Source organism: Paraburkholderia sp. BR10141, from assembly GCF_056155635.1.
The window spans coordinates 476,393-497,145 of the sequence record NZ_JBMIQH010000001.1; the positions used below are offsets into that span (position 1 = coordinate 476,393).

General features: G+C 59.1%; 17 protein-coding genes and 1 pseudogene. 10 read left to right on the top strand and 8 right to left on the bottom strand.

What is annotated here, in order from left to right; translation table 11 throughout:
- Window positions 1–115: 115 nt before the first annotated feature.
- The 3 genes from ACOJB8_RS02255 to ACOJB8_RS02265 all read left to right on the top strand — a co-directional run bounded on the left by ACOJB8_RS02255 (window position 116) and on the right by ACOJB8_RS02265 (window position 1,414).
- A complete protein-coding gene (locus tag ACOJB8_RS02255) occupies window positions 116–463 on the top strand; it encodes a class I SAM-dependent methyltransferase (RefSeq protein ID WP_475010948.1) in 348 nt (115 codons plus the stop codon).
- A 226-nt stretch (window positions 464–689) separates the two neighbouring features.
- Entirely contained in the window at window positions 690–1,058 is a 369-nt protein-coding gene (locus ACOJB8_RS02260; RefSeq protein ID WP_475010893.1) for a response regulator, read from the top strand.
- 173 nt (window positions 1,059–1,231) lie between these two features.
- Window positions 1,232–1,414 (top strand): hypothetical protein, encoded by a 183-nt coding sequence (locus ACOJB8_RS02265; protein ID WP_342946931.1) that lies wholly within the window; start codon window positions 1,232–1,234, stop codon window positions 1,412–1,414.
- A 62-nt stretch (window positions 1,415–1,476) separates the two neighbouring features.
- Here ACOJB8_RS02265 and ACOJB8_RS02270 read toward each other — a convergent pair.
- From ACOJB8_RS02270 to ACOJB8_RS02295, 6 genes and pseudogenes are all read right to left on the bottom strand, one after another.
- Window positions 1,477–1,661: pseudogene (locus ACOJB8_RS02270) on the bottom strand (hypothetical protein).
- Window positions 1,662–1,831: 170 nt separating this feature from the next.
- A complete protein-coding gene (locus ACOJB8_RS02275) occupies window positions 1,832–3,622 on the bottom strand; it encodes a sensor domain-containing diguanylate cyclase (RefSeq protein ID WP_342946932.1) in 1,791 nt (596 codons plus the stop codon).
- A 1,006-nt stretch (window positions 3,623–4,628) separates the two neighbouring features.
- Window positions 4,629–5,525, bottom strand: a complete 897-nt coding sequence (locus ACOJB8_RS02280; RefSeq protein ID WP_342946933.1) for an amidohydrolase family protein — start codon at window positions 5,523–5,525, stop codon at window positions 4,629–4,631.
- 78 nt (window positions 5,526–5,603) lie between these two features.
- The gene (locus tag ACOJB8_RS02285; RefSeq protein WP_342946934.1) at window positions 5,604–6,623 is read right to left on the bottom strand and encodes a substrate-binding domain-containing protein; all 1,020 of its coding nucleotides are present in this window, start codon (window positions 6,621–6,623) and stop codon (window positions 5,604–5,606) included.
- 30 nt (window positions 6,624–6,653) lie between these two features.
- Window positions 6,654–7,649: an ABC transporter permease gene (locus tag ACOJB8_RS02290; protein ID WP_342946935.1), complete on the bottom strand. Its 996-nt coding sequence runs from the start codon at window positions 7,647–7,649 to the stop codon at window positions 6,654–6,656.
- A 46-nt stretch (window positions 7,650–7,695) separates the two neighbouring features.
- The gene (locus ACOJB8_RS02295) at window positions 7,696–9,228 is read right to left on the bottom strand and encodes a sugar ABC transporter ATP-binding protein (RefSeq protein WP_342946936.1); all 1,533 of its coding nucleotides are present in this window, start codon (window positions 9,226–9,228) and stop codon (window positions 7,696–7,698) included.
- A gap of 396 nt (window positions 9,229–9,624) precedes the next feature.
- Between ACOJB8_RS02295 and ACOJB8_RS02300 the strand changes: the two genes are divergently transcribed.
- From ACOJB8_RS02300 to ACOJB8_RS02320, 5 genes are all read left to right on the top strand, one after another.
- Complete coding sequence (locus ACOJB8_RS02300; protein WP_069261846.1) at window positions 9,625–10,527, top strand: LysR substrate-binding domain-containing protein; 903 nt, start codon at window positions 9,625–9,627, stop codon at window positions 10,525–10,527.
- Between the two features lie 109 nt (window positions 10,528–10,636).
- A complete protein-coding gene (locus ACOJB8_RS02305; RefSeq protein WP_069261432.1) occupies window positions 10,637–11,386 on the top strand; it encodes an SDR family NAD(P)-dependent oxidoreductase in 750 nt (249 codons plus the stop codon).
- A gap of 142 nt (window positions 11,387–11,528) precedes the next feature.
- Window positions 11,529–12,857, top strand: a complete 1,329-nt coding sequence (locus ACOJB8_RS02310) for an MFS transporter (RefSeq protein ID WP_069261431.1) — start codon at window positions 11,529–11,531, stop codon at window positions 12,855–12,857.
- Between the two features lie 26 nt (window positions 12,858–12,883).
- A complete protein-coding gene (locus tag ACOJB8_RS02315) occupies window positions 12,884–13,735 on the top strand; it encodes a transketolase (RefSeq protein ID WP_069261430.1) in 852 nt (283 codons plus the stop codon).
- Entirely contained in the window at window positions 13,732–14,733 is a 1,002-nt protein-coding gene (locus ACOJB8_RS02320) for a transketolase family protein (RefSeq protein WP_475010899.1), read from the top strand. The genes ACOJB8_RS02315 and ACOJB8_RS02320 overlap by 4 nt, the downstream gene beginning before the upstream one ends.
- A gap of 400 nt (window positions 14,734–15,133) precedes the next feature.
- Here ACOJB8_RS02320 and ACOJB8_RS02325 read toward each other — a convergent pair whose 3' ends face one another.
- Together ACOJB8_RS02325 and ACOJB8_RS02330 are read right to left on the bottom strand one after the other, a co-directional pair.
- Entirely contained in the window at window positions 15,134–15,442 is a 309-nt protein-coding gene (locus tag ACOJB8_RS02325) for a hypothetical protein (RefSeq protein ID WP_475010901.1), read from the bottom strand.
- A complete protein-coding gene (locus ACOJB8_RS02330) occupies window positions 15,414–15,980 on the bottom strand; it encodes an alpha/beta fold hydrolase (RefSeq protein ID WP_475010902.1) in 567 nt (188 codons plus the stop codon). Before ACOJB8_RS02330 ends, ACOJB8_RS02325 begins: the two co-directional genes overlap by 29 nt.
- Before the next feature lie 428 nt (window positions 15,981–16,408).
- Between ACOJB8_RS02330 and ACOJB8_RS02335 the strand changes: the two genes are divergently transcribed.
- Together ACOJB8_RS02335 and ACOJB8_RS02340 are read left to right on the top strand one after the other, a co-directional pair.
- A complete protein-coding gene (locus tag ACOJB8_RS02335) occupies window positions 16,409–19,234 on the top strand; it encodes a type VI secretion system Vgr family protein (RefSeq protein ID WP_475010904.1) in 2,826 nt (941 codons plus the stop codon).
- On the top strand, window positions 19,231–20,736 hold the full coding sequence (locus ACOJB8_RS02340) for a hypothetical protein (protein WP_475010906.1): 1,506 nt from the start codon (window positions 19,231–19,233) through the stop codon (window positions 20,734–20,736). The genes ACOJB8_RS02335 and ACOJB8_RS02340 overlap by 4 nt, the downstream gene beginning before the upstream one ends.
- The last annotated feature ends 17 nt before the right edge of the window (window positions 20,737–20,753 follow it).

The following is a 20,753-nucleotide window of genomic DNA, read 5'->3' on the forward strand; positions in this document are numbered from 1 at the left end:
GGAGACAAAAATGGGACCAGCCGACTTCGGCGCATTCGAGCACGAAGGTTGGGAACGTGTCGCGCAGGCCTATCACACGTATTTCGGCGATTTGACTGCCCAGTCGAACCGCGCGATGCTCGAGACGCTTGGCGTGGGGCGTGGCACGCGCTTTCTCGACGTCGCATGCGGGCCTGGCTACCTCGCTGCCGCAGCCAGGCGCCGTGGTGCGGACGTCGCCGGCGTGGATTTCTCGGTCGCGATGGTCGACAGACGTATCGGCGCGATGCCGGGGAACTTCGGATTCCTATGTGCTGTGTCTTGGCTTCCGCACTCAAGGCTTAGGTGCAAGATTGTTTGCGGGAGGTCCGAGCGACAGCCCATCATCGTCCATCGAGGACGGGGCGCCTTACCGACACTGAGCATACTAGCGGCATGCAACTGCCAGACCGTCGAGTGGGCGAGTGTCATGCCCTCCCATTGACGCGCATAGTGGCTGCCCCCGCTCCATCGCGGACTGCTGACAGCGGCCCGGATAGCGTTGACGAAGATTCGGAAGACTTGCTCGTAGAGCGGCCAGACGCCGGCTCGCCGGCATGCCCGGCACGGGAACCCTGTCGCTCCGCTGTCGCGCTTGTGCGCCGCGGCGGGCGGCAGACCGTTTGCGCAGACAATTCAAGAGTATCAGTATCCTCTGCTTCCATTGTGCAATGGCCTCGATTCTCCTGGTTGATGACGACCCGAACATCCTTCGTCCGCTTCGGATACTCCTCGAGGCGGTGGGCTATCGTGTGCTCACGGCGCTGAACGGCCTCGCGGCTATGCCTGTCACGGCAGCCGGACGCCCGGACGTCATCGTCACCGACTGGATGATGCCGGCGGTCGATGGCGTTGCCTTCTGCCGGTGGCTGAAGGCCGACCCTGCGACGGCGACCATTCCCGTTGTGATGCTGTCGGCTGCGCTACCGCCCTGTCCGACAGGCAACCTATGGGACGTCCTCCTGATGAAGCACACGCCGATAGGGCGCCTGCTTCATGTCATCGGCCGGCTACTGGACGCGCACGGCACCGCGACCTGACGCCGACGCGCCCGCGATGGGCTAAGGTCCCGGTTACGCGCGGCGCCGGGCTTTTTCAACTTCTGCGTCTCAGCGAATCGATAACCGTCGCAGCCTGGCTATCTGCGCAGGATGTCGGCCAGCCGCCACCGGACGCACCGCGTCCACTGCCTGCGCTTCGCGGTGCCGGGCTCGTGCAGTTCAGCGCGCAGGGCGAAGTCATGCGCGTGACGACCGCCCCTCGTGCAGAGCCCGACGGGGTCGTGCTGCGCAAGGGTACCGTCATCAAGCTGGCGCCTGACCCGGCGCAGCAGTCCACGAGCCTGTTGCGCCTAGGCGCGAGCGTCGCCGCTATACGCCGCGAAACGTTCTTTTGAGCGCCGCAAGCGCTTGTCTGCACGGGCACACGCTACCCGTGCGAGTCCACCCACGCGCGAGCCTAAGCCAGTCCCGCCACCTGCGCGTCGTCTGGCGTGCCGAAGATGCCAAGTATGACGGAAGCCTCGACCGGTCTGTGCTCCCGAGTAATCGGGCCGCTTGCGGCATAACGCACCGGGGCAAGGAGTTCTGTTGCGCGATGGCGTGCCCCCATAGCACGTAACCTTTGTACTCTTCCTGCTCCATGTGCAAACGGCCTCGCCCGACGTCGTAACCCAACGCCGATTGTATGAGAACCTTCAGCACCGGCTGTCACGCTGCGCAGCTCGGCATACCATCCGCCTCCAATCCACGTCGTCGCGCGTTCGCAGGACTTCAAACACGCGTGCAAACGATTGTCTGCGTATTCGAGCAAGCTAGATGTCTACCGACGCCTCGTCAACGTCAACTCCATCTGCCACGCATGTGCAATTGCGACCTTGTCGTTTGGCGGCATAGAGCGCCCGGTCCGCTGCAGCCACCAGGAGCGTCGGGTCGTGACCATCGCTCGTGTGGAGGACGGCGACACCGAGGCTGATGGTAACAATCCCGGAATTGCTCCCCCGGTGCGGAAGACGGAGGCTTTCTACCGCCTGTCGGATTCGCTCGGCTACGACTAGTGCGCCATCCCGGTCGGTGTCGCGCAATATCAACGCAAATTCTTCGCCGCCATATCGCGCTACGGTGTCAGTAAAGCGCGCGGCCGACGATGCAATTGTTCCGGCAACGATGCGCAGGCATTCATCGCCGCGTTGATGGCCGTAGAAGTCGTTATAGCTCTTGTACGCGTCAACGTCCGTCATGATGACGGCCAGATATCCCCGCTTGTCGGCACGCGACTCCTGTTGCCAGTGATGCGCCAGCTCGCGGTCGAAATGGCGCCGATTGAACAGTCCAGTCAGTCCATCCCGGAAGGCGAGGCCGCGTAACTCGGCTCTTTCTTCAGCGGCACGTTTCTCCAATAGCGTTCGTTCAGTGATGTCTCTGACCGTAGCGGTCAGAGAATCGGGCTTTCCCGAGAACGGTTCGATTACGCAGCGCAGGTGGGCCTCCATCCATAGAACGCTACCGTTCATGTGTCGGAGGCGACTGGTTTCAGAAGCTTCGACCTCACCCGAGGCTACTTTCGCTATGGCCGCTGCGAGCGCATCGCGGTCATCGGCTAACGCCAGGTCGGTCAGGTGTGTACCGGTGAGGTGCTCGGGCGAGTGCCCCAACAATGAGGTGATACGCGGGGACACGTAGGTCAGCCTGCCGTCCAACCCGAGACTCATGACGATATCAGTCGCGTTTTCGGCGAGCACCCGATATCGACGTTCGCCGTCACGCAGCATCATGAAGAGCCGGTTGCGCTGGGCCTGGGTGGCGGTGATGGGCAAAGCGATGCCCAATGCGGCGACGAGGAAAAGCTGCAGGCCGAAGATACGACCTTGCATCGTTTCATAGGGGAAGACCCATAGTGGGCCCGTTCCGCGCAGGGTGAAAGAGACGGCGATTGCGAGGCACAGAAGCAGGCCAACCATGACACCTGCGAGGTCTGCCTGAAATGCGAGCAGGACAATGGGCGGGAGCGCCCAATACAGGAGCGGAAAACGGCTTTGGCCGAACACGCCTACCGTGGCAATGCAAACCACCAGTAACAGGAACGCAGTCTTGCGGCGCTGGTCGGCGCGCAGCAAATGAGCCACGTCACCAGTCCAGAAAACAAGCGCGGCAGGCGTGAAGATGGCGAGACTCAGGGCATCCGAAATAAACCAGTTGGCGAGGTCAGGCAGCAGCCGCCCACTTAGTCGTCCATGCAGTAGCGTCATCGCAAGGACGCCCGACACCGCAGGCGCAAGCAGTACGCCGCCCGCCACAAATCTCGTGAGCGGCCTCGCCCGAACCATCTCGGAAACGGTCGAGATGCGTGGTGCAAAGGCAAGGGCGATAAGTACCTCAACGATGTCGGCAGACGAATAGGACGCAGATACGCCGAAACTTTCGCCCACGAAAAGATTGGCAGCCAGATTGCCAAGCACACCACCGGCGAAAACCGAATACCGTCGCCGAGGCGGTGCAACCATCAGTTGTGACAGCAGCACCGCGTTGGTTAGCCATATTGGCGCGATTTCTCCCGCCATGGTTTTGAGCGCTCCGCTGGCGAGACAGGTGAGCGTTGTTACCATGAACGCTAGCAATAGGTGCCAGACGTCCGCAGGGTGGCTGGCAAGACTTGACGACCGCGAATCTGCTCGCAAATCGGGCGAGCGGCGAGCAGCCGAATTCCCCATCTTTATCTCTCTGTATTCTTGGTCTTCGCTTGCATCCCGGATGGATGCGCGGCGCCCATGTGCATGTTAGGAAGGCACGTTAAGCAAGACGCCTTGCTGCCTCACGAATCCATTTATCGGCCAGGAACGGCGAAACTTTACGGGGCACCATGCTGGACGGCTCTAGTTCTGTGGACCGTCTGCGGAAAATACCTGTTTGTGCCGCCAATGCAGGCACCCCCGCAAGCGGACCGCGAGGAGAAGGCCACGGAAGTCCGTTCTGCTCAATCCGAACTCTTCCAAAACTGATTGCGAAAGTGTCTTGAACAATAGTCTGAGTGTATTACGTCACGCGTGCAACCGATGTAGTTGCGTGAACAACTATTAGGGATTTAATTCTAAAACTTGCACTCGACGACGTTGAGAAACATTTGCGTCCTGGTTCCCCCCGTATGAACGCAGTCTTCGCCGCTGCGCTGGTTCGCTGGGCCGTTTGTGTTCCTCGGTTTGGTGCCCGCGCAAGCATATCCCGCCCGGGGTGCGCGTCTTCGACACGATGAACGCTCGGTCGGAGAGCGTTTCTCACCTTGCTCAGGACACGAGCTTCATTTAAATGGCTTGCCGCCGTCAATTACACAAACTTACACTATTTGGACAAAACGGCCGGGCTCACGCCTGCAGTTGCACAGCTTGCGGTTAAAGTCTGCTGCCACGAGTCTAGGTGTCCACAAGCTCGTCGACCGCGTGAACTGCATGCGCTCTTCGCGTCACGCACCTATTTTGGTCTTGCATATACTGGGGCGCGAAGCATGGCACGAAACTATTGCTGCGGTGCCGACCATAAACCCGGTCATGATGACTCGGATGGCTGTGCCAGGACAGCGAGCCAGCAAACCGCGCCCCAAAGATGCTCGGTAGCCCATCAGAGTCGATAGACGCGCTCTGCATTGTCGTGGAACAGTGCACGACGCTCGGATTCAGAGAAGTCCTTCGTAATTGCCTTGAAGGCATCAAAGACCGCATCGTAACTGCTGAACAACTTGTCGACAGGAAAGTTACTCGCGAACATGCATCGCTCGACGCCGAATGCATCGATTGCATCGAGAACAAACGGCCGAATGCTGTCGACTGTCCACTTCCAGTCCGCCATCCCGAGCCCCGAAATCTTGCACGAAACGTTTGGCGCGGATGCCAGCATCCTCATCCCTTTTCTCCAGCCTTCGACTTCGGCGGGCATACGGTCCACCGGCATGCCAGTATGGTTGAGAATGACAGGAGTATCGGGATAAGCCTGGGTCAGCGCCGTCGCTTCTTCCATCTGCGTGCAGTACAGTTGCAAATCGAAGGACAGGTTGTAGCGTCGCAAGAGGGAATAGCCCGCTCGCCATTGCGGGTCGCTCATGAGGTGCGGACTGTCAATGAACGTCTTGACTGGGTCACGATGGAAGTTAAGACACTGTCGGATTCCGCGCACGTTCGGATATTCGAGATGTGCCTCCATGACCTCCTGGACCTTCGGTGACGACAAGTCTGCAAAGGCGACGATTCCGTGCGGATAACCGTGCTTGTCTGCCACGCCCTGGAGCCACCGCGTTTCCGCCACCGGGTCATTATGGTCATATTCGACCTGCAGGTGGACCGTCTTGACGACATTCTGGTTCTTGGTGTCGGCCAGAAAGTTTCCAATCAGATAGTCCTCACGAATCGCCGAGTAATCACCGAAAACGCGCTCAAGCATGGGCCCCTGAAGCCACGGATAGTCGCCGTTCTTCAGGTCGTAAAGATGATGATGCGGGTCAATGATGGGAAGGTTGTCCACAATGTCTCCGAATACGTTTGAATCAAGGCACGTGGCCGCCCGTTCGTCCACAGGCGGCTGTCGCACGAGCAAATGCGCTTAGTAGCTGCCGGCCGACGGCGGATACACGCGCTTCACAGTAGCCTGGGTGGTGGGCTGGTCAATCGTTTCCTTCGTAACGAGCGGCTCTTTAAGCGCCAGCTCCTGAGTCGTTGGCTTCTTGTTTAAAGCGTTGTTCACCTGAGTGGTGGCGTCGATACCCTGGCCAACGGCTTCCTGCAGGAAAATTCCCTGGACGGCACCATCACGCAACAGCTTGATGGTGGTCGGGCTTCCATCCGCCGTCACAACGGCAACCTTACCTGTGAGTCCCCGCGTTTGAAGCGCTTTGGCCGCGCCCGTCGCCGCTTCATCGTACATCCCGTAGATGGCCTTAACGTCGGGGTGGGCGGTCAGAATGTCGTTCGCCTGCGAAACAGCCTCGTTGACGGTCAGACCGTGGGTCTCAAGGACCTGAACCAGGTCGCAACCGTCCGCAGCAAACGATTCCTTTGCGCCCTTCATATATTTTTGCGCGTTCTCGCGGTCTTGCGGAAGCGACAGCATCGCAATTTTGTTACCGCCGCGCTCCTTCGCCAGCTTGCAGACATACGAGCCCTGTGCCTTGCCGGTTTCATAATTATTGGCGGTGACCGCCGACGTATAGTCGGTCTGTCCAGCCTGTGGACCGATGCCAGCAAACGCGATGGGGACAGACTTTTCCTTTAGCAGCCTCAATACCGGAGGCGTGCTCGTCGAACTGACGGGCCCCATGACAATAGCGGAGACGCCTCGCGTCAGCGCCGTCTTTACGTTGTCCATCTGCTTGGCAGGAGAATTCTCGGAGGTGAATTCCACGTAGTTCATGCCCAGTTCTTTCGCGCGCTCTTTCACTCCGTACGCGACCCATTGCCAGTACGAAATGTCCAAGGACGGTGCGATGTACGCAACCGTCTGTTTGGCCTGCGCGAGCGCCGACTGTGATGCCATCGCGACGCAAGCCAGCGCGCTACAGACAGCCATCGTGGTCAACGGCTTCCCAAGGTGGTGAAATTTGGCGAGTCGAAAAACGTTCATCATTGTCTCCTTGCTGAGTGTTGTGCCGCCGGCTTATCGCCGTGCTTTGGTGACGCGGTCGACAAGCACCGCGATGAGAATCACGACACCCGTCACGGTGCCTTGCCAGAAACTGTTCACGCCAATGAGATTCGCGCCGTTCTGGATAATCGTTATCATCAGCGCGCCGAGCAGCGCACCGATGGCCGACCCGGTGCCGCCGAAGAGGCTTGCGCCCCCGATGACCACCGCCGCGATTGCCTGAAGCATCAGGGCGGACCCCGCCGTTGCCTCTGCATTACTGATGTACGAGATGCTCACGATGCCCGCAAATGACGCGAGCAATCCCGAAATTACATACGCGGACAAACGAACGCGGTTAACTGGAATACCTATGACACGAGCGGAAGAGCTGCTGCTACCCACCGCATAGAGCCATCTCCCTGCTACAACCTTTCGCAGGAAAAACTCGATAAGAATCAGCAGCAGCACGCACCAGAGCACGTAGTTGATGACTCCTGGAATCAATGTTCCGGAGTTGAGCAGCCAATAGTTCGGGTCGTTGATAGGTAGCGAGTGGCCGTCGGTGACGATGAACGACAGACTTCCGGCAATGGCATACGTACTAAGCGTTACGACGAATGGCGCGAGACCTACGAAGGTCACGAGTGCACCATTAATCGAACCGATGATGAAACCGACAGCCAGGCCTGCGATGCTGCTGACGATTGCGCCATAGCCATGTGACATCGCGAGACCGGTGACCATGCCTGTCAGGGAAAAGACTGAGCCGACTGACAGGTCGATACCACCCGTGATAATCACGAGGAGTACACCGAACGCCATGATGACGAGCGGTGCCGCAGCCTGGGTAACATTCGCTAAATTTCCCATCGACAGCGCGGCCGGAACGACCATGCCGACAGCAAGTTCGATGACCACAATGGCAATTGCGATAGCAATTTCGGTACGATAGGTCGACAGTATGCGCCGGATACCACCGCCAGAATCCTTCGAACCGCTCCGTATTGAATGTGTCATTGCTTTCATGCTTTGTCTCCTGACTTAATCCTCGATATCCGAAACGTTCAATGACTCAGGCGGCCATTCCTGTAGCGCTAGCAAGGCTCTCTTCACTAACGTCTGTGTGACGAAGTACGCCAGTCGGCCGCCCGGAAAGGTCAAATGCGAGCACCGTGTCACAAAGTTCGACCAGTTCCAGGTATTCAGTCGACCACCAGACGACTGCCGTACCCTGTCTGGCGAGCTTGCGAACGAGTGCGTAGATTTCCCGCTTTGTCCGAATGTCGACTCCGCGCGTGGGTTCCTCGAGCACCAGCAGTTTCGGTTTCAGATTCAGCCAGCGCGCAACGAGGATTTTTTGCTGCGTGCCACCGCTCAAAGTTGAAGGGAGGTGCCATAGGGAACCAGCACGTATCTTGAGCGCGTCGAGGAGGGCTTGCCCCTGCCGAAGCTCTTCGTCACGAGCTATCTTTTTTCGCTCGACGATGCGCCGCGCTGCCATCAGGTTGTCGATGATTGGAAGCGTTGCGAGAATGCCTTTGTTTGCACGGTCGCCAGATATATAGCCGACCCCGGCGCGAGCCGCGCCTGACGGCCCGCGATGCTTGACCGGTTCGCCCGCGCGCTCGATATCCCATCGCGATTTTTGCCCGAGTCCCGTTAGGGCCTCAATGAGAGCCAGAGGACCGGTCGGAGCGCCCGCGAGTCCCACAATGGCCCCCGGACGTATTTCGAGTTCGATATCGTCGAGGCGGACAATGATGGGCCTTTCCGCGGTGCCACCGTTGTCGTGACTTGTGTCGTGACCTTCCCGCAAATCCGATGCAGCTTCCAGGCTGACCTCGGTTTGTTGGTCAGGCTCGACGGATTGCCCCATATAGTCGACGATTTCGCGGTCCGTGATGGCATTGAGAGGCGCACGGTCGACAGCTGTTTTTCCGTCGCGAATGATGGTGCAAACGTCAGCAATCTGACGTATCTCGCGCATGCGATGAGATACGAACAGGACGGCGAGACTTGTCTCCGCTACCAGCCTTCGAATGACCGCAAAAAGACGCCCAGTCTCGGCAGCAGTGAGGTTCGCTGTCGGCTCGTCAAGCAGTAGCAGCCTCGCGCCAGAGCGGAGTGCTCGAGCGATTTCGACGAGCTGTCGCTCGTGAAGCGATAGCTCACCCACCAGACGGCTAACCGATTCCCGTGCGAACTGCGGGTCAATCAGCGATAGAGCATCAATCGCGAGAGCACGTGATGCTCGCTCGCTGTAAGTTCCGAGCGCGCGATGCATCCGGGGCATGGCGATATTCTCTGCGACCGACAGATGCGGCAGCAGTGCCAGCTCCTGATTCACAACCGCAATCTCCCCTGTGTCAGCGGGCGATGCTGAGGAGCCACCGAGGTCGCGTCCGGCGAATTGAAGCGTGCCCCCGTCCCGTTGATGCTGGCCAGAGATAATCTTGATGAACGTCGACTTCCCGGCTCCGTTCCCACCAAGGAACGCGTGCACCTCTCCTGGACGGACAGACAGGTCGAAGCTCTTGAGGACGCTGGTAGCCCCGAAGCTTTTGACGATTGACTTCGCGAGCAACAACGTAGGTTGTTCAGACATTGCGCATCTCCGTCGCGAAAACTGCGAACGAACGGCTCCAACCGCAGGTTGCGAGAGCCGCCTGCAGTGAGTGACAAATTTCGGAGGCTTAACTGAGTGGCTACAAATGCAGCGAGCCGAACTCAGTGCCGGTCGCGCTCCTTAGCTGGGGGCGACCAAGTAGCGACGGACGCGTCGCTTGCTGGGAGGGGAATTCAGGGTATTCATCTACGTCTCCTGTGCGGTTGCTGCACCGCGCCATATTTATATGAGGCAATGTTTTAGGCCACTGGGTGACCTGACACGGGGTAACATTTCAACTGTTTTCCTGTCCGTATCGTTGATGTCGAGGATGGCAGCGACCACCGTCCGAAGGCAATGCAGTTTTGTTCAATCGCGACTGAAAAAAATTTGACCATGCGAATTCCTCCGTTGAAGGCCATCATTGCTTTCGAGAGCATTGCACGCACGAAGAGCGTCAACCGGGCAGCGGAAGAGCTTGACCTTACGGCGTCGGCCGTCAGCCATCAGTTAAGCAACCTCGAATCAATGATTGGCCAATCCCTGTTTCAACGGACAGGTCGTGGTCTCGTCCTGACACCGACCGGGGAGCGATATCTTGCCGATGTGACGGGGTCGCTGGCAGACCTCAGCCGGGCAACTGAGCGTGCCTCGAGCCAGAAGGAAGTCGACATCCTGCGCGTGCATTCGAGCCCGAGTTTCGGCCTGATGTGGCTATTGCCGCGGCTATCCTCGTTTCAGGAAGCAAATGGCGACGTTCAGTTGAACGTCGCCTGCTCATACGAGAACGTATCGTTTTCGAACGGGTATTACGACATCGACATTCGTCATGGCTATGGAGAATGGAGCAACCTTGAAGTGCGCACGGTCCGGGGCGAATTCATTGCCCCGCTGGCGTCGCCGGCCTATCTCGAGCGGCATCCGGTGAAGACTCCAGATGACCTGCTGGCCCAGCGGCTGGTCTATTCGGAGACGCCTCTCGTTCAGTGGCGGCAATGGTTTGGGCGGGCCGGGGTTGCTGGTGCGAACAAGACGTTCGACTTCTCGTTCGACCGTTCCTACATGTCCATCGAGACAGCTTCGCTAGGGCTCGGAATTGCTCTGGAAAGCGTGATGATGGCTTCGCAAAAGATAAAGGACGGCGCACTTGTGCAGGTCTTCGACAATAGCCATTCGGTCGAGGTTGGCGCACATCATCTCGTTTACCCTAGCCAGAACGCCGAATTGCCCCGAGTTGCAAAATTTTTGACCTGGATTGAAGAGGAAATTGAACGCTGCAAGGTGGGCTCACAGGGATAACCCTGGGGGCTGAAAATTTCTCAGCTACGGTTGAGGGGAACTGCGTTGATGCAAGGTTCGCCGGCGGACAAACTTCGCCTACACCTAGTTCATCAATGGAGACACCCACATGTTGCTCGGGAATCAAGTCGTTATCGTCACGGGCGCGGCATCGGCACGCGGCATCGGTAAAGCGACGGCAAAGGCGATGGCAGCACACGGCGCGCGCATTGCAATTCTGGACCTGAACCTCGCGGACGCGGAAAGCGCTGCGCGTGACCTCGGGGAAGGTCATCTCGGTCTGGCGTGCGACGTCACCGACAAGGAAGCCTGCGTCGCCGCAGCAGATGCTGTCGCCGCTAAATACGGCCGAATCGACGCGTTGATAAACAACGCCGGGATTACGCAGCCCATCAAGACACTCGAAATCTCGAAGAACAACTTCGACGCAGTCGTCGGCGTGAGCCTGCTGGGGACGCTGTATATGTCACAGGCCGTCATCCCGCACATGAAGAAGCAGCAGCGTGGCAGCATCGTTTGCATGTCTTCCGTTTCCGCGCAACGCGGCGGCGGCATTTTCGGCGGCCCGCACTACAGCGCAGCGAAAGCTGGCGTTCTCGGGCTTGCCAAGGCGATGGCTCGTGAATTCGGCGGCGACCATATCCGCGTCAATTCCATTACGCCCGGCCTTATCCAGACGGACATCACGGGCGACAAGCTGACCCCTGAGATGCGCGCAGACATCATCAAGGGCATCCCACTGGGGCGTCTCGGCGAGGCAAACGACATCGCCAATGCCTGCCTGTTCCTGGCAAGCGACCTCTCCACCTATCTGACCGGCATCACGCTCGACGTCAACGGCGGCATGCTGATCCATTGAAGTGACGTGCCCTCTTTCGCTTCCGACATTGCATAAACATACGACGCACTTGGCCTAGCCGGGGCGTCTTGCCGCCAAAGCGGCACAGAGACATGGCGCTGAGCCCGTCACCGTGACGAGCTCGGACGACAGGAGACAACCCATGAAATCCAGACTGGCCACACCGGGAATCGGTGCAGACCTCTCGGCTTCGAGCGACTCATCAGACTTTGAGGCGCGAACTTACGCAAGAGTCGCCCGTCGCCTCATTCCCTTTCTGATGCTTTGTTACCTCGGCGCGTATCTCGACCGGGTGAACGTGGGCTTTGCAAAGCTGCAGATGCTCAACGACCTGCGCTTCTCTGAAACCATTTATGGCATCGGTGCAGGCATTTTCTTTCTGGGCTACTTCCTCTTCGAAGTCCCGAGCAATCTCATTCTGCACAAAGTCGGCGCGCGAAATTGGCTCGCGCGCATCATGCTGACCTGGGCGGTGATTTCCGCAAGCTTTTTGTTTGTGAAGACGCCGACCACGTTTTATGTACTGCGCTTCCTGCTCGGCGTCGCGGAAGCGGGGTTCGCGCCGGGCGTGATTCTGTACATGACCTACTGGTTCCCGGCCGCCCGGCGCGCAAAAGCGCTCTCGATGTTTTTCATGGCGATTCCAATGGCTGGCATCCTCGGTGGCCCGCTTTCCGGCTGGATTATGCATTCCTTCCAGGGAGCCCAGGGACTTGCAGGATGGAAATGGCTTTTCATGCTGGAGGCACTCCCGTCGTTGCTCCTTGGCATCGCAATTTTTCTGTATCTCGACAACGGAATCGCCAGTGCGAAATGGCTGTCCGATGACGAAAAGGCACTTCTCAAGCGCAACGTGGAAAGCGACCGTACGGCGGCCACCGAGCACGTGTCCATCCGTGCGTTTGTCCGCGACCGTCGTCTCTGGCTAATGGCTGGAATCTACTTCTGTGTAGTTCTCGGTCAATACGGCCTCACCTTCTGGCTGCCGACAATCATCCGTCGCACAGGTGTCGCGGACCCGCTGTGGGTTGGTGTCCTGACCGCGATTCCGTACATTTGCGCCATCATCGCGTTGCCGTTACTCGGAAGTAGCGCCGATAAGCGCCGCGAACGCCGTTTGCATCTGGCGATTCCGATGCTGGTTTCTGCCGCCGCTTTCGCCACACTGCCGATGCTCGGAAGCGTGGGTCCCTCGATTATCTGCGTGAGCATCGCTGCTGCCGGCATCCTCGCGTCGTCGTCATTGTTTTGGGCGCTTCCTACTGCTGTTCTCAGCGGTATGTCCGCTGCGGCCGGAATTGCCGCGGTCAACTGTTTCGCGAATCTGGCCGGCTTTTTCTCGCCCGCCATTGTCGGATGGCTAAATGACTTCACCGGCCACGCGACAGCAGGCCTCATCTTCATTTCGACGGCTGTCGTTCTGGGCGCGGTTCTGGTGTTCTTCGTGCCCGCAAAGACTGTCAATCGCTGAACGAACTCTTTCCAGGAGACGAGTAAATGAGTACAACCGTCATCGAGGATGTGTCGCTCGCTGAGCGCGCATACCGCATCCGCCGTAACGCTTTGCTAATGGGCGAAGTACAGGGCCAGGGTTATATCGGCCAAGCGCTCGACATCGCTGACGTTCTGGCCGTTTCATATTTCGGCGCGATGAACTACCGCGCGGCGGAGCCAGACTGGGAGGACCGGGACCGATTCCTGTTGTCGAATGGTCATTACGCGATCGCGCTCTACGCTGCATTGTTCGAAGCGGGCATTCTTCCCGAAGAAGAACTGGAGACCTACGGCAGCGACGACAGCCGTCTGCCCATGTCCGGAATGGCGAGCTACACCCCGGGGATGGAGATGTCCGGTGGGTCGCTCGGCCAGGGGCTAACGATTGCCGTGGGCCGGTGTCTCGGACTCAAGCGCAAAGGCTCTAAATCGTTCGTCTACACGCTCTTCTCCGACGGCGAACTTGACGAAGGAGCCATCTGGGAAGGTCTCCTCTCGGCAGCGCACTGGAAGCTGGACAACCTGATTGCGATGGTCGACGTCAATAACCAGCAGGCCGACGGCCCGTCGACGCAAATCATGGCTTTCGAGCCGCTCGTACCGAAGCTCGAAGCGTTCGGCTGGTACGTGCAACGCGTAAACGGAAACGACATCAATGCCGTGAAGGCGGCCTTCGACAACGCTCGAAACCTGAAGGAGGCAAAGCCGCGAATCGTCGTGTGCGACACGAAGATGGGCTGCGGCGTACCGTTCCTCGAGCAACGGGAGAAGAACCACTTCATCCGGGTGGACGCACATGAATGGAAGCTGGCGCTGGATGCACTTGATGAGACTTTTGCAGGGAGCAAAGCATGAACTCGGTCGTCGATAAAAAGCCTCGTCTGAAGACCTCGGCGATGATTGCGTCCATCGCCGGCGAAGGCCAGGTGACACGCTCCGCGCCGTTCGGGCATGCACTTGTCGAATTGGCTCGCGCGAAGACGAATGTCATTGGCATGACGGCCGACCTGGGCAAGTACACCGACCTCCATATCTTCGCGAAGGAGTTTCCGCAGCGGTACTACCAGATGGGCATGGCAGAGCAACTTCTCATGGGTGCCGCCGCTGGCTTCGCCCACGAAGGAGCGCAGCCGTTCGTCACCACCTATGCAGTATTCGCGACGCGGCGGGCGTACGACTTCATTCACCAGACCATCGCGGAGGACAACCTCGATGTCAAAATCGTTTGCGCCTTGCCGGGCCTGACGACCGGCTATGGGCCAAGCCACCAGGCCGCCGAAGACTTGGCACTCATGCGAGCAATGCCGAACATGACGGTGATTGACCCCTGCGATGCACTTGATATCGAGCAGATGGTACCGGCCATCGCTGCACACAAAGGACCTGTGTATGCTCGTCTCCTGCGGGGCAACGTGCCGGCAGTGCTCGACGAATACAACTACCGGTTCGAACTCGGCAAAGCAAAAATGCTGCGTGACGGAAACGACGTCCTCATCATCTCGTCGGGCATCATGACAATGCGTGCGCTGGAAACTGCGAAAGCGCTGGCGTCGGACAAGGTGGACGTTGCAGTGCTGCACGTTCCGACCATCAAGCCGCTCGACACGGAGACCATCATCCGCGAGTCGAAGCGGACGGGGCGCATGGTCGTCGTCGCTGAGAACCATACGGTTATAGGCGGTTTGGGTGAAGCTGTCGCAACCACGCTCTTGAGCGCCGGCGTTTCTTGTACGTTCAAACAGGTCGCGCTGCCCGACGAGTTTCTCGACGCCGGTGCACTGCCGACGCTCCACGACCGCTATGGCATTTCGACAAATGTCATGGCGGCCAACATCAAACAGTGGCTGACTTAAACGTCAGCTGGTCAGCAGGCGTTCGCGTGTAGGAGATGCGTACGCTGGCGATACTCGCTTTTCAAGCGTCTCCTCCATGTATCACGTGGAATGGACTAGGCCCACTACCGGTGGGCCATTTTTTATCCAGGTCTCGCGCCGCGGGAAAGCGATGTGACGGCATCTATAGCCCGTGGTGACCTCGCCGTGTTTCTTGCGAGCGTCAGGCACCAGCCAACATGGATTGAACTCAGGGCTCAAGAGACGACCTCGGACTAGCATATTCGCGGCAGGCTTCGCATACTGCGTTTGACGGGCCGTGCACCGGTTTCTGCACAGCTAGGTTTGGGAAGGCGGTGCCTTGGCTGCGTACTGAGGAGGAGACAAAACGAGCTCCTTTCTCGGTATGCCTTCCACCTCATTATTTTTTGCCCTTGAGGGTGAACGGAGCGAGGAGCGACTGAATGTCGACCTGTTGTCCCTGAAGCAAAAGCAGACGAGCGTGGAGCACCGTGTTCTCGAGAACAAGCTTCGCGGTGCTCAGCAGGTACAGCGCATGGAGGTCCGAGTCCGACATCGCCGCCTCTACAACGTGGTGCCGTTCTACCAGCGAGCACATGACAAGGCGTCGTAGCTCCTGTTCGCCGAACGGTAGGTCCGCATAGTCGATTGGGTCTTCTGCCTCGACTTCACACAGCATCTCAACAAGCGCTTCGGTGCTCACTTCCATGTGCCAGCTCCTTGACGGTGGTCAGACTGTTCATGAAGTGCTTCCAGATTAACGTCTTCCGTGTGGAACGTCCAACGTTCTCTGCAACGCGATAGCTCCTTGTATAAGTCATGATGTAAGCGCTACCGAGCGACTGACCGACTAGCACGGCGGGGGCGCGTTCCCCGGCGACCTGCAATGCGCGATGCAAATCTTCAGCAACCGATTTGCCATCTTGTGCTTCTGAGCTGCGGTCGCTCCACATGATTCCTGCGCGACTATATGAACAGGCGCGGGTGACCTTCGAAACGGATGGCTGGACGGCCGACCAGTCCAGCGAACCGCTAATGCCCAGGCCGGATTCGAACACCACCGTCGGAGAGCCATTGCCAGTGCAGTTGAGCTGTATGCGCCGGTCGCCGATGTTCACCATCTCACCCGGCGGTTGATGGTTCTTCGCCGCGAGGTACCGCTGGAGCGCTTCGTAGCCTGTTCCCGCAACAACTAGCGCGGCGAGTACTGACAGCAAGATTAGGCCAATTCGGAAAATCAGGCGCACGGTCCAGTTCCTGGAAGTTAGATTATGGCTGTGTGATGGACTTGCAAAGTACGGAGATAGTTGCGCCTCCGCGCGATTCTTCAAGAGAGGCCTCTAATGACGAAATACTCACCACCGATTTTCTGAGGCGCCCGTGAGATGCGTCATCAAACGACTCGCGTGTGGCGATTTTTCCACGAGGACGGATACGCCGGCGTACCGCCGCGTGCCCCAACTCGACTGCTAGAGGAATATCAAAAGGAGAACACCAAGGCCGCTGAGGCCCGCCAGTCAATGCTTGGCGCCCAAAGTGTGAGCGCCGCGGTCATGACGTTTTCATCAGGGAATGTTAAATGTCGAGGGCTTCAATCAGACGGAATTGTCGAGCCGGAAAAATCCCCTTATGATTTCGGTCGACTTTAAGGGATGCCCCGACAAGGAAAATCTAAATGGGAGCGCAGGACATTATCTCATTTATGCAGTCTGCATTATTCCAGGCTGACCGGCTCGTAAAACTCGACTCCCCTGCGGGGGCGAATGCGCTATTGCCGCAAATCGTGACGGGTACCTCACGGCTTGGCCGTAACTTCGAATACGTCATCGACGCTGTCTCGACGAACAGCTCGCTCGAGCTGAAGTCTCTTATCGCCCAGCCGGTCACTCTCTGGCTTCAGCGTGCCGACAAGTCCTATCGCCCGCAGCATGGCTACGTGCATACCGCGCGCCGGCTTGGCGCCGACGGGGAGCTAACGAGTTACCAACTGGGCTACTCCTCATGGTTGCATTTCCTCAAGTTCCGCAAGGACGCGCAGGTTTTCCAGGACAAGTCAGTAGAGGCTATCCTCGAATCTGTTTTTCAGATGCATCCGCAGGCGGCCGGGGCGTTCCGGTTTGACATTCAAAACGCATCACCGGTTCGGTCATTCTGCGTTCAGTACGAGGACGACTGGACTTTCGTGCACCGGTTGCTCGAGTCCGAAGGCTGGTTCTACTACTTCGAGCATGCCGACGATGGTAAGTCGCACACGCTTGTCGTGACCGATGACCTCTATTCGCTCAAGGCCATGTCGCCCCAGGAGGTCGACTTCTACCGCGCCGGTACCTCCAGCCAGACGGAAGCGCTTGTGCAGTGGTCCGGCACGCGTACGCTGCAAAGCACGAGCTACAGCTCGCGCACCTTTGACTACAAGAATCCTGGCACCACCAAGGAGACTTCGTTTCCGACTGTCGCGAATCAAGGCGACCTGCCGGAACAGGCGGAGGTCTACGAATACACAGGCGCCTATAGCTGGCAGGAAAGCGACCGTGGCGACAAGCTCACCAAGCTCAAGCTGGAAGAGTGGGAGTCGCGCGCGAAGCGCTTTTTTGGCGTCGGAGGCCTGCGCAGCATCGACGTCGGCCGCTGGTTCTCGCTGGACAACCATCCCGCGCACGAGCAGGACGACGGCGAGGACCGGAAGTTCGCGGTCATCGAAGCCTCGTGGTACATCCGGAACAATATCCCGGTTAGCGAGACTCACGCGTTCCCGCATAGCCTCTCTGAACGTCTGGCGGCGGTTCGCGCTACCTATGAGCAGTGCGCAGCTACGTTCTCGGTCGAAGATTCCGTCGGCGATGGCAGCGATGGCTTCTTTCTCGTCGAGGTCGAGGCGCAGCGACTGAAGGTTCCGTTTCGCAGCCCGTTCGAACACCGCAAGCCGGTCATGCACCTTCAGACGGCAACGGTGACGGGCCCGGAGAACGAAGAGGTCTACACCGATTCGCTCAACCGCATCCTCGTGCGCATGCACTGGGACCGACGTGAGGCGTCCGCCTCGACATGCTGGGTGCGCGCCGCCTTCTCGGACACCGGAAGCGGCTACGGTAGCGTCCACGTGCCCCGCATCGGCGAAGAAGTGACCATCGACTGGGTCGGCGGTGATTGCGACCGGCCCATCGCGACAGGGCGTGTCTATAACGGCGCGACGCAGCCGCATTGGCACTCGAATGGCATCCTCTCCGGCTTTCGGTCGCGTGAATACGGTGGCGCGGGCGGCTTCAACCAGCTCGTGATGGACGACGCGACAGCACAGAATCGGTTGCAATTGCTGTCGTCCCCTGGCAACTCCATGCTCCACATGGGCTACCTCATCGCCCAGGACGGGAACACGCGCGGCAGCTATCTCGGCAGCGGATTCGAGTTGCGCACTGACGCGTACGGCGCGCTGCGCGCGAACCGCGGGCTGTTCCTCTCGACTCACACAGCCGCAGGCACGAACGCGCAGCAACTTGACGTAAGCGCCGCACGAGGGCAGTTGTCAGGCGCAGGCAACCTTCTCGAATCGCTCAGCAGCGCGAGCACGACGCATCAGGCCGAAAGCCTGCAAGCAGGCCAGGACGCGCTCAAAGCCTTCACCGCAGCGTCGACTGATTGCGTCCAGGGCCAGGCGAGCGGGGGGCGTACTGCCGGCGGCGGCACTGGTTCGGCCAATGCGTTCAAGGAGCCCATTCTCCTGGCGGCAAGCCCGGCGGGAATCGGCGTCTCGACGCAGCAGTCAGTGCACGTGAGCGCCGACGAGCAGCTCACCCTGGTCAGCGGTCAAAGCACGCATATCGCCACAGGCAAGTCGCTGCTTGCGAGCGTGACCGACAAAATCAGCCTCTTCGTCCAGAACGCAGGGATGAAGCTCTTCGCAGCGAAGGGCAAGGTCGAGATTCGCGCGCACTCGGACAACATCGAGCTGACCGCGCAGAAGACAGTGAAGGTGCTGTCGGCCTCCGAAAACGTGGAAGTGGCTGCGAGCCAGGGCGTCCTGCTGACAGCCGGAGGCGCATACATCCGCATCCACGATGGCAACATCGAGATTCATGCTCCCGGGCAAATAGACATCAAGGGTGCGCAGCACGCGTTCAACGGCCCCACGAGCCGTCCCTACGACCTGCCCACATTGCCTAAGGGCGACCTGCACAACAAGCTCGAGCTGAACCTCACCGACAGCAACCTCAAGCCTGTACCCGGCGCGCCGTACAAGGTCATGTTCGAGAACGGTACGACGTTGGCAGGCAAGCTGGATGCCAACGGCCACGCTGTACTGCGTGACGTCCCTGAAGGCACAGCCAAGGCATTTTTTGGCGAGGACGCACGCCCGTTCGCGCAACAGGCGCTGCCTGCAGCGAAAACGCTCGACCAGGCTGACGTATTGAAGGAGCTTGGCGCCGGTGGTCACGTAGGCATCAACCAGGAAAATCTCGCGAGCCTCTTCAATCAATTCTCGGGCCGCCCGGATATCCAATGAACGACAACGACCAACAGGCCGTCGAAGACGCGGTCGAGCAGATTGGCATCTCGATGGCGGCAAACGCGTTCCCGCTTTTCTATGTCGCGCAGAACGTCTATGACACGTCGGAGAGTGTCTGGAACGTGTGGAATGCACGCAGCGCCACCGACGAGATGACGAAGATAGAGACGGGCATCGACCTGGTGTTCGCGGTCGTGGGCTGGGTGCCCGTGGTCGGTGCCGGCGTGAAGCGCACGTTCAGGCTTGTGAACCACAGGTCCGAAATCTACGGGCCGCTGCTCTTCGACATTCTGCGGATGGTGCTTCAACGCGCGCACTGCCCGACGAGCCCGGAAGAACTGGTCGACAAGCTCTTTGACGCGTCTGGGCTGAAGAAGCTGCTGACCGAATCTCGCGAGCACATCGAGAAGTCGTGGCTCTATCGTGAGATGCCGCCGACGGCTCAGACCACGTTCGGCGAGGCGCTCGGCTTTGTTGAGACGAACCTGCCGTACTGGTTGACCCAGTTCGTTGAGCGCAAGCTCATGCACTGGAAGAAGAAGCAGCCTAACTCGGCGGCGGAAGGCTCGGTCGCGCTGCGCAAGGAGACCGAGAAGCCCGGTAAGGTGGGCGTCGAAGCAGAACAGGGACACAACCGCTCAAATTCTGCGCCGTCCACCGGGGTCGTGAATGCCAAGCTCGCTGTCACGGACATCACGAACAGCATAACCGGCCTTCTGGGCGAGCACATCGCTGACTATTACTGCTATGAGCATCTCGGGTGGGGTTCGGGTTGGGCGTCTCATGACCAAGGGGTGATGGGACACTGGGCGGCGGCACCAAGTGCAGAGGTGCTTGGTAAGCTCAATGGCAACGGCAAGCTCGCGAAGCTTTTTGCGCCACAGGCTCACGGCCAAGGTATTGATGGGGTTTGGCGAGCGAACCCGGGAACAAACGACGGTAAGCCGTACGCCATCGTTGAAGCAAAGTCGTCGAAGGTCGATAGGCCAATGGCGACACCTGAGGCGAAGCGAAACATGTCGCCGAAACTTGGGTTGGCGTCTCGTATCAAGGATGTGGTTCGCCCCTCCGCTGACGAACTGCTTGAGCCGCCGATAGCGTCCTCGGGGGGAACTCAGCCTCCAGCTTCATCGCCTGGTGGCAAAATGGCAGGTGGGCGTCGGCAGCCGAACAAGAGTTCCCCAGATGCGGCATCTGGCGAAGGCACCCGGGCGCCCGGCACTGGGTCCGCGAAGGTCGTTCAAATGAGTGAGGACTGGATTGACCAGAATCTCGCCGGTGCGGTAAGCGGCAACCTCGTTCGGAGTATCCGAAGAAGCGGCTATTCTCGGCATATTCTTTATGTGCCCTTTTACTTGCCTGCCGCTGCTGGACACGAAGCGGCGCTAATGACCGGCGACGAACACGGCCATACCGACCATCAGTTGCCGCCGACCCATCATTACCGCGATGCCGAGGTCGCCGCAGCTGTGCAGCGCAAGCAGGCACGCTTGCGATAAATGTCTCGCACAGGATT

Excerpts from the sequence above, each read along its gene's own strand:
- ACOJB8_RS02305 (WP_069261432.1), top strand. The coding sequence starts at position 10,637 with ATGTTGCTCGGGAATCAAGTCGTTATCGTCACGGGCGCGGCATCGGCA.
- ACOJB8_RS02260 (WP_475010893.1), top strand. The coding sequence starts at position 690 with ATGGCCTCGATTCTCCTGGTTGATGACGACCCGAACATCCTTCGTCCG.
- ACOJB8_RS02275 (WP_342946932.1), bottom strand. The coding sequence starts at position 3,622 with ATGGTAACAACGCTCACCTGTCTCGCCAGCGGAGCGCTCAAAACCATG.
- ACOJB8_RS02290 (WP_342946935.1), bottom strand. The coding sequence starts at position 7,649 with ATGAAAGCAATGACACATTCAATACGGAGCGGTTCGAAGGATTCTGGC.
- ACOJB8_RS02255 (WP_475010948.1), top strand. The coding sequence starts at position 116 with ATGCTCGAGACGCTTGGCGTGGGGCGTGGCACGCGCTTTCTCGACGTC.
- ACOJB8_RS02315 (WP_069261430.1), top strand. The coding sequence starts at position 12,884 with ATGAGTACAACCGTCATCGAGGATGTGTCGCTCGCTGAGCGCGCATAC.
- ACOJB8_RS02320 (WP_475010899.1), top strand. The coding sequence starts at position 13,732 with ATGAACTCGGTCGTCGATAAAAAGCCTCGTCTGAAGACCTCGGCGATG.
- ACOJB8_RS02335 (WP_475010904.1), top strand. The coding sequence starts at position 16,409 with ATGGGAGCGCAGGACATTATCTCATTTATGCAGTCTGCATTATTCCAG.
- ACOJB8_RS02295 (WP_342946936.1), bottom strand. The coding sequence starts at position 9,228 with ATGTCTGAACAACCTACGTTGTTGCTCGCGAAGTCAATCGTCAAAAGC.
- ACOJB8_RS02340 (WP_475010906.1), top strand. The coding sequence starts at position 19,231 with ATGAACGACAACGACCAACAGGCCGTCGAAGACGCGGTCGAGCAGATT.
- ACOJB8_RS02300 (WP_069261846.1), top strand. The coding sequence starts at position 9,625 with ATGCGAATTCCTCCGTTGAAGGCCATCATTGCTTTCGAGAGCATTGCA.
- ACOJB8_RS02325 (WP_475010901.1), bottom strand. The coding sequence starts at position 15,442 with ATGGAAGTGAGCACCGAAGCGCTTGTTGAGATGCTGTGTGAAGTCGAG.
- ACOJB8_RS02310 (WP_069261431.1), top strand. The coding sequence starts at position 11,529 with ATGAAATCCAGACTGGCCACACCGGGAATCGGTGCAGACCTCTCGGCT.
- ACOJB8_RS02285 (WP_342946934.1), bottom strand. The coding sequence starts at position 6,623 with ATGATGAACGTTTTTCGACTCGCCAAATTTCACCACCTTGGGAAGCCG.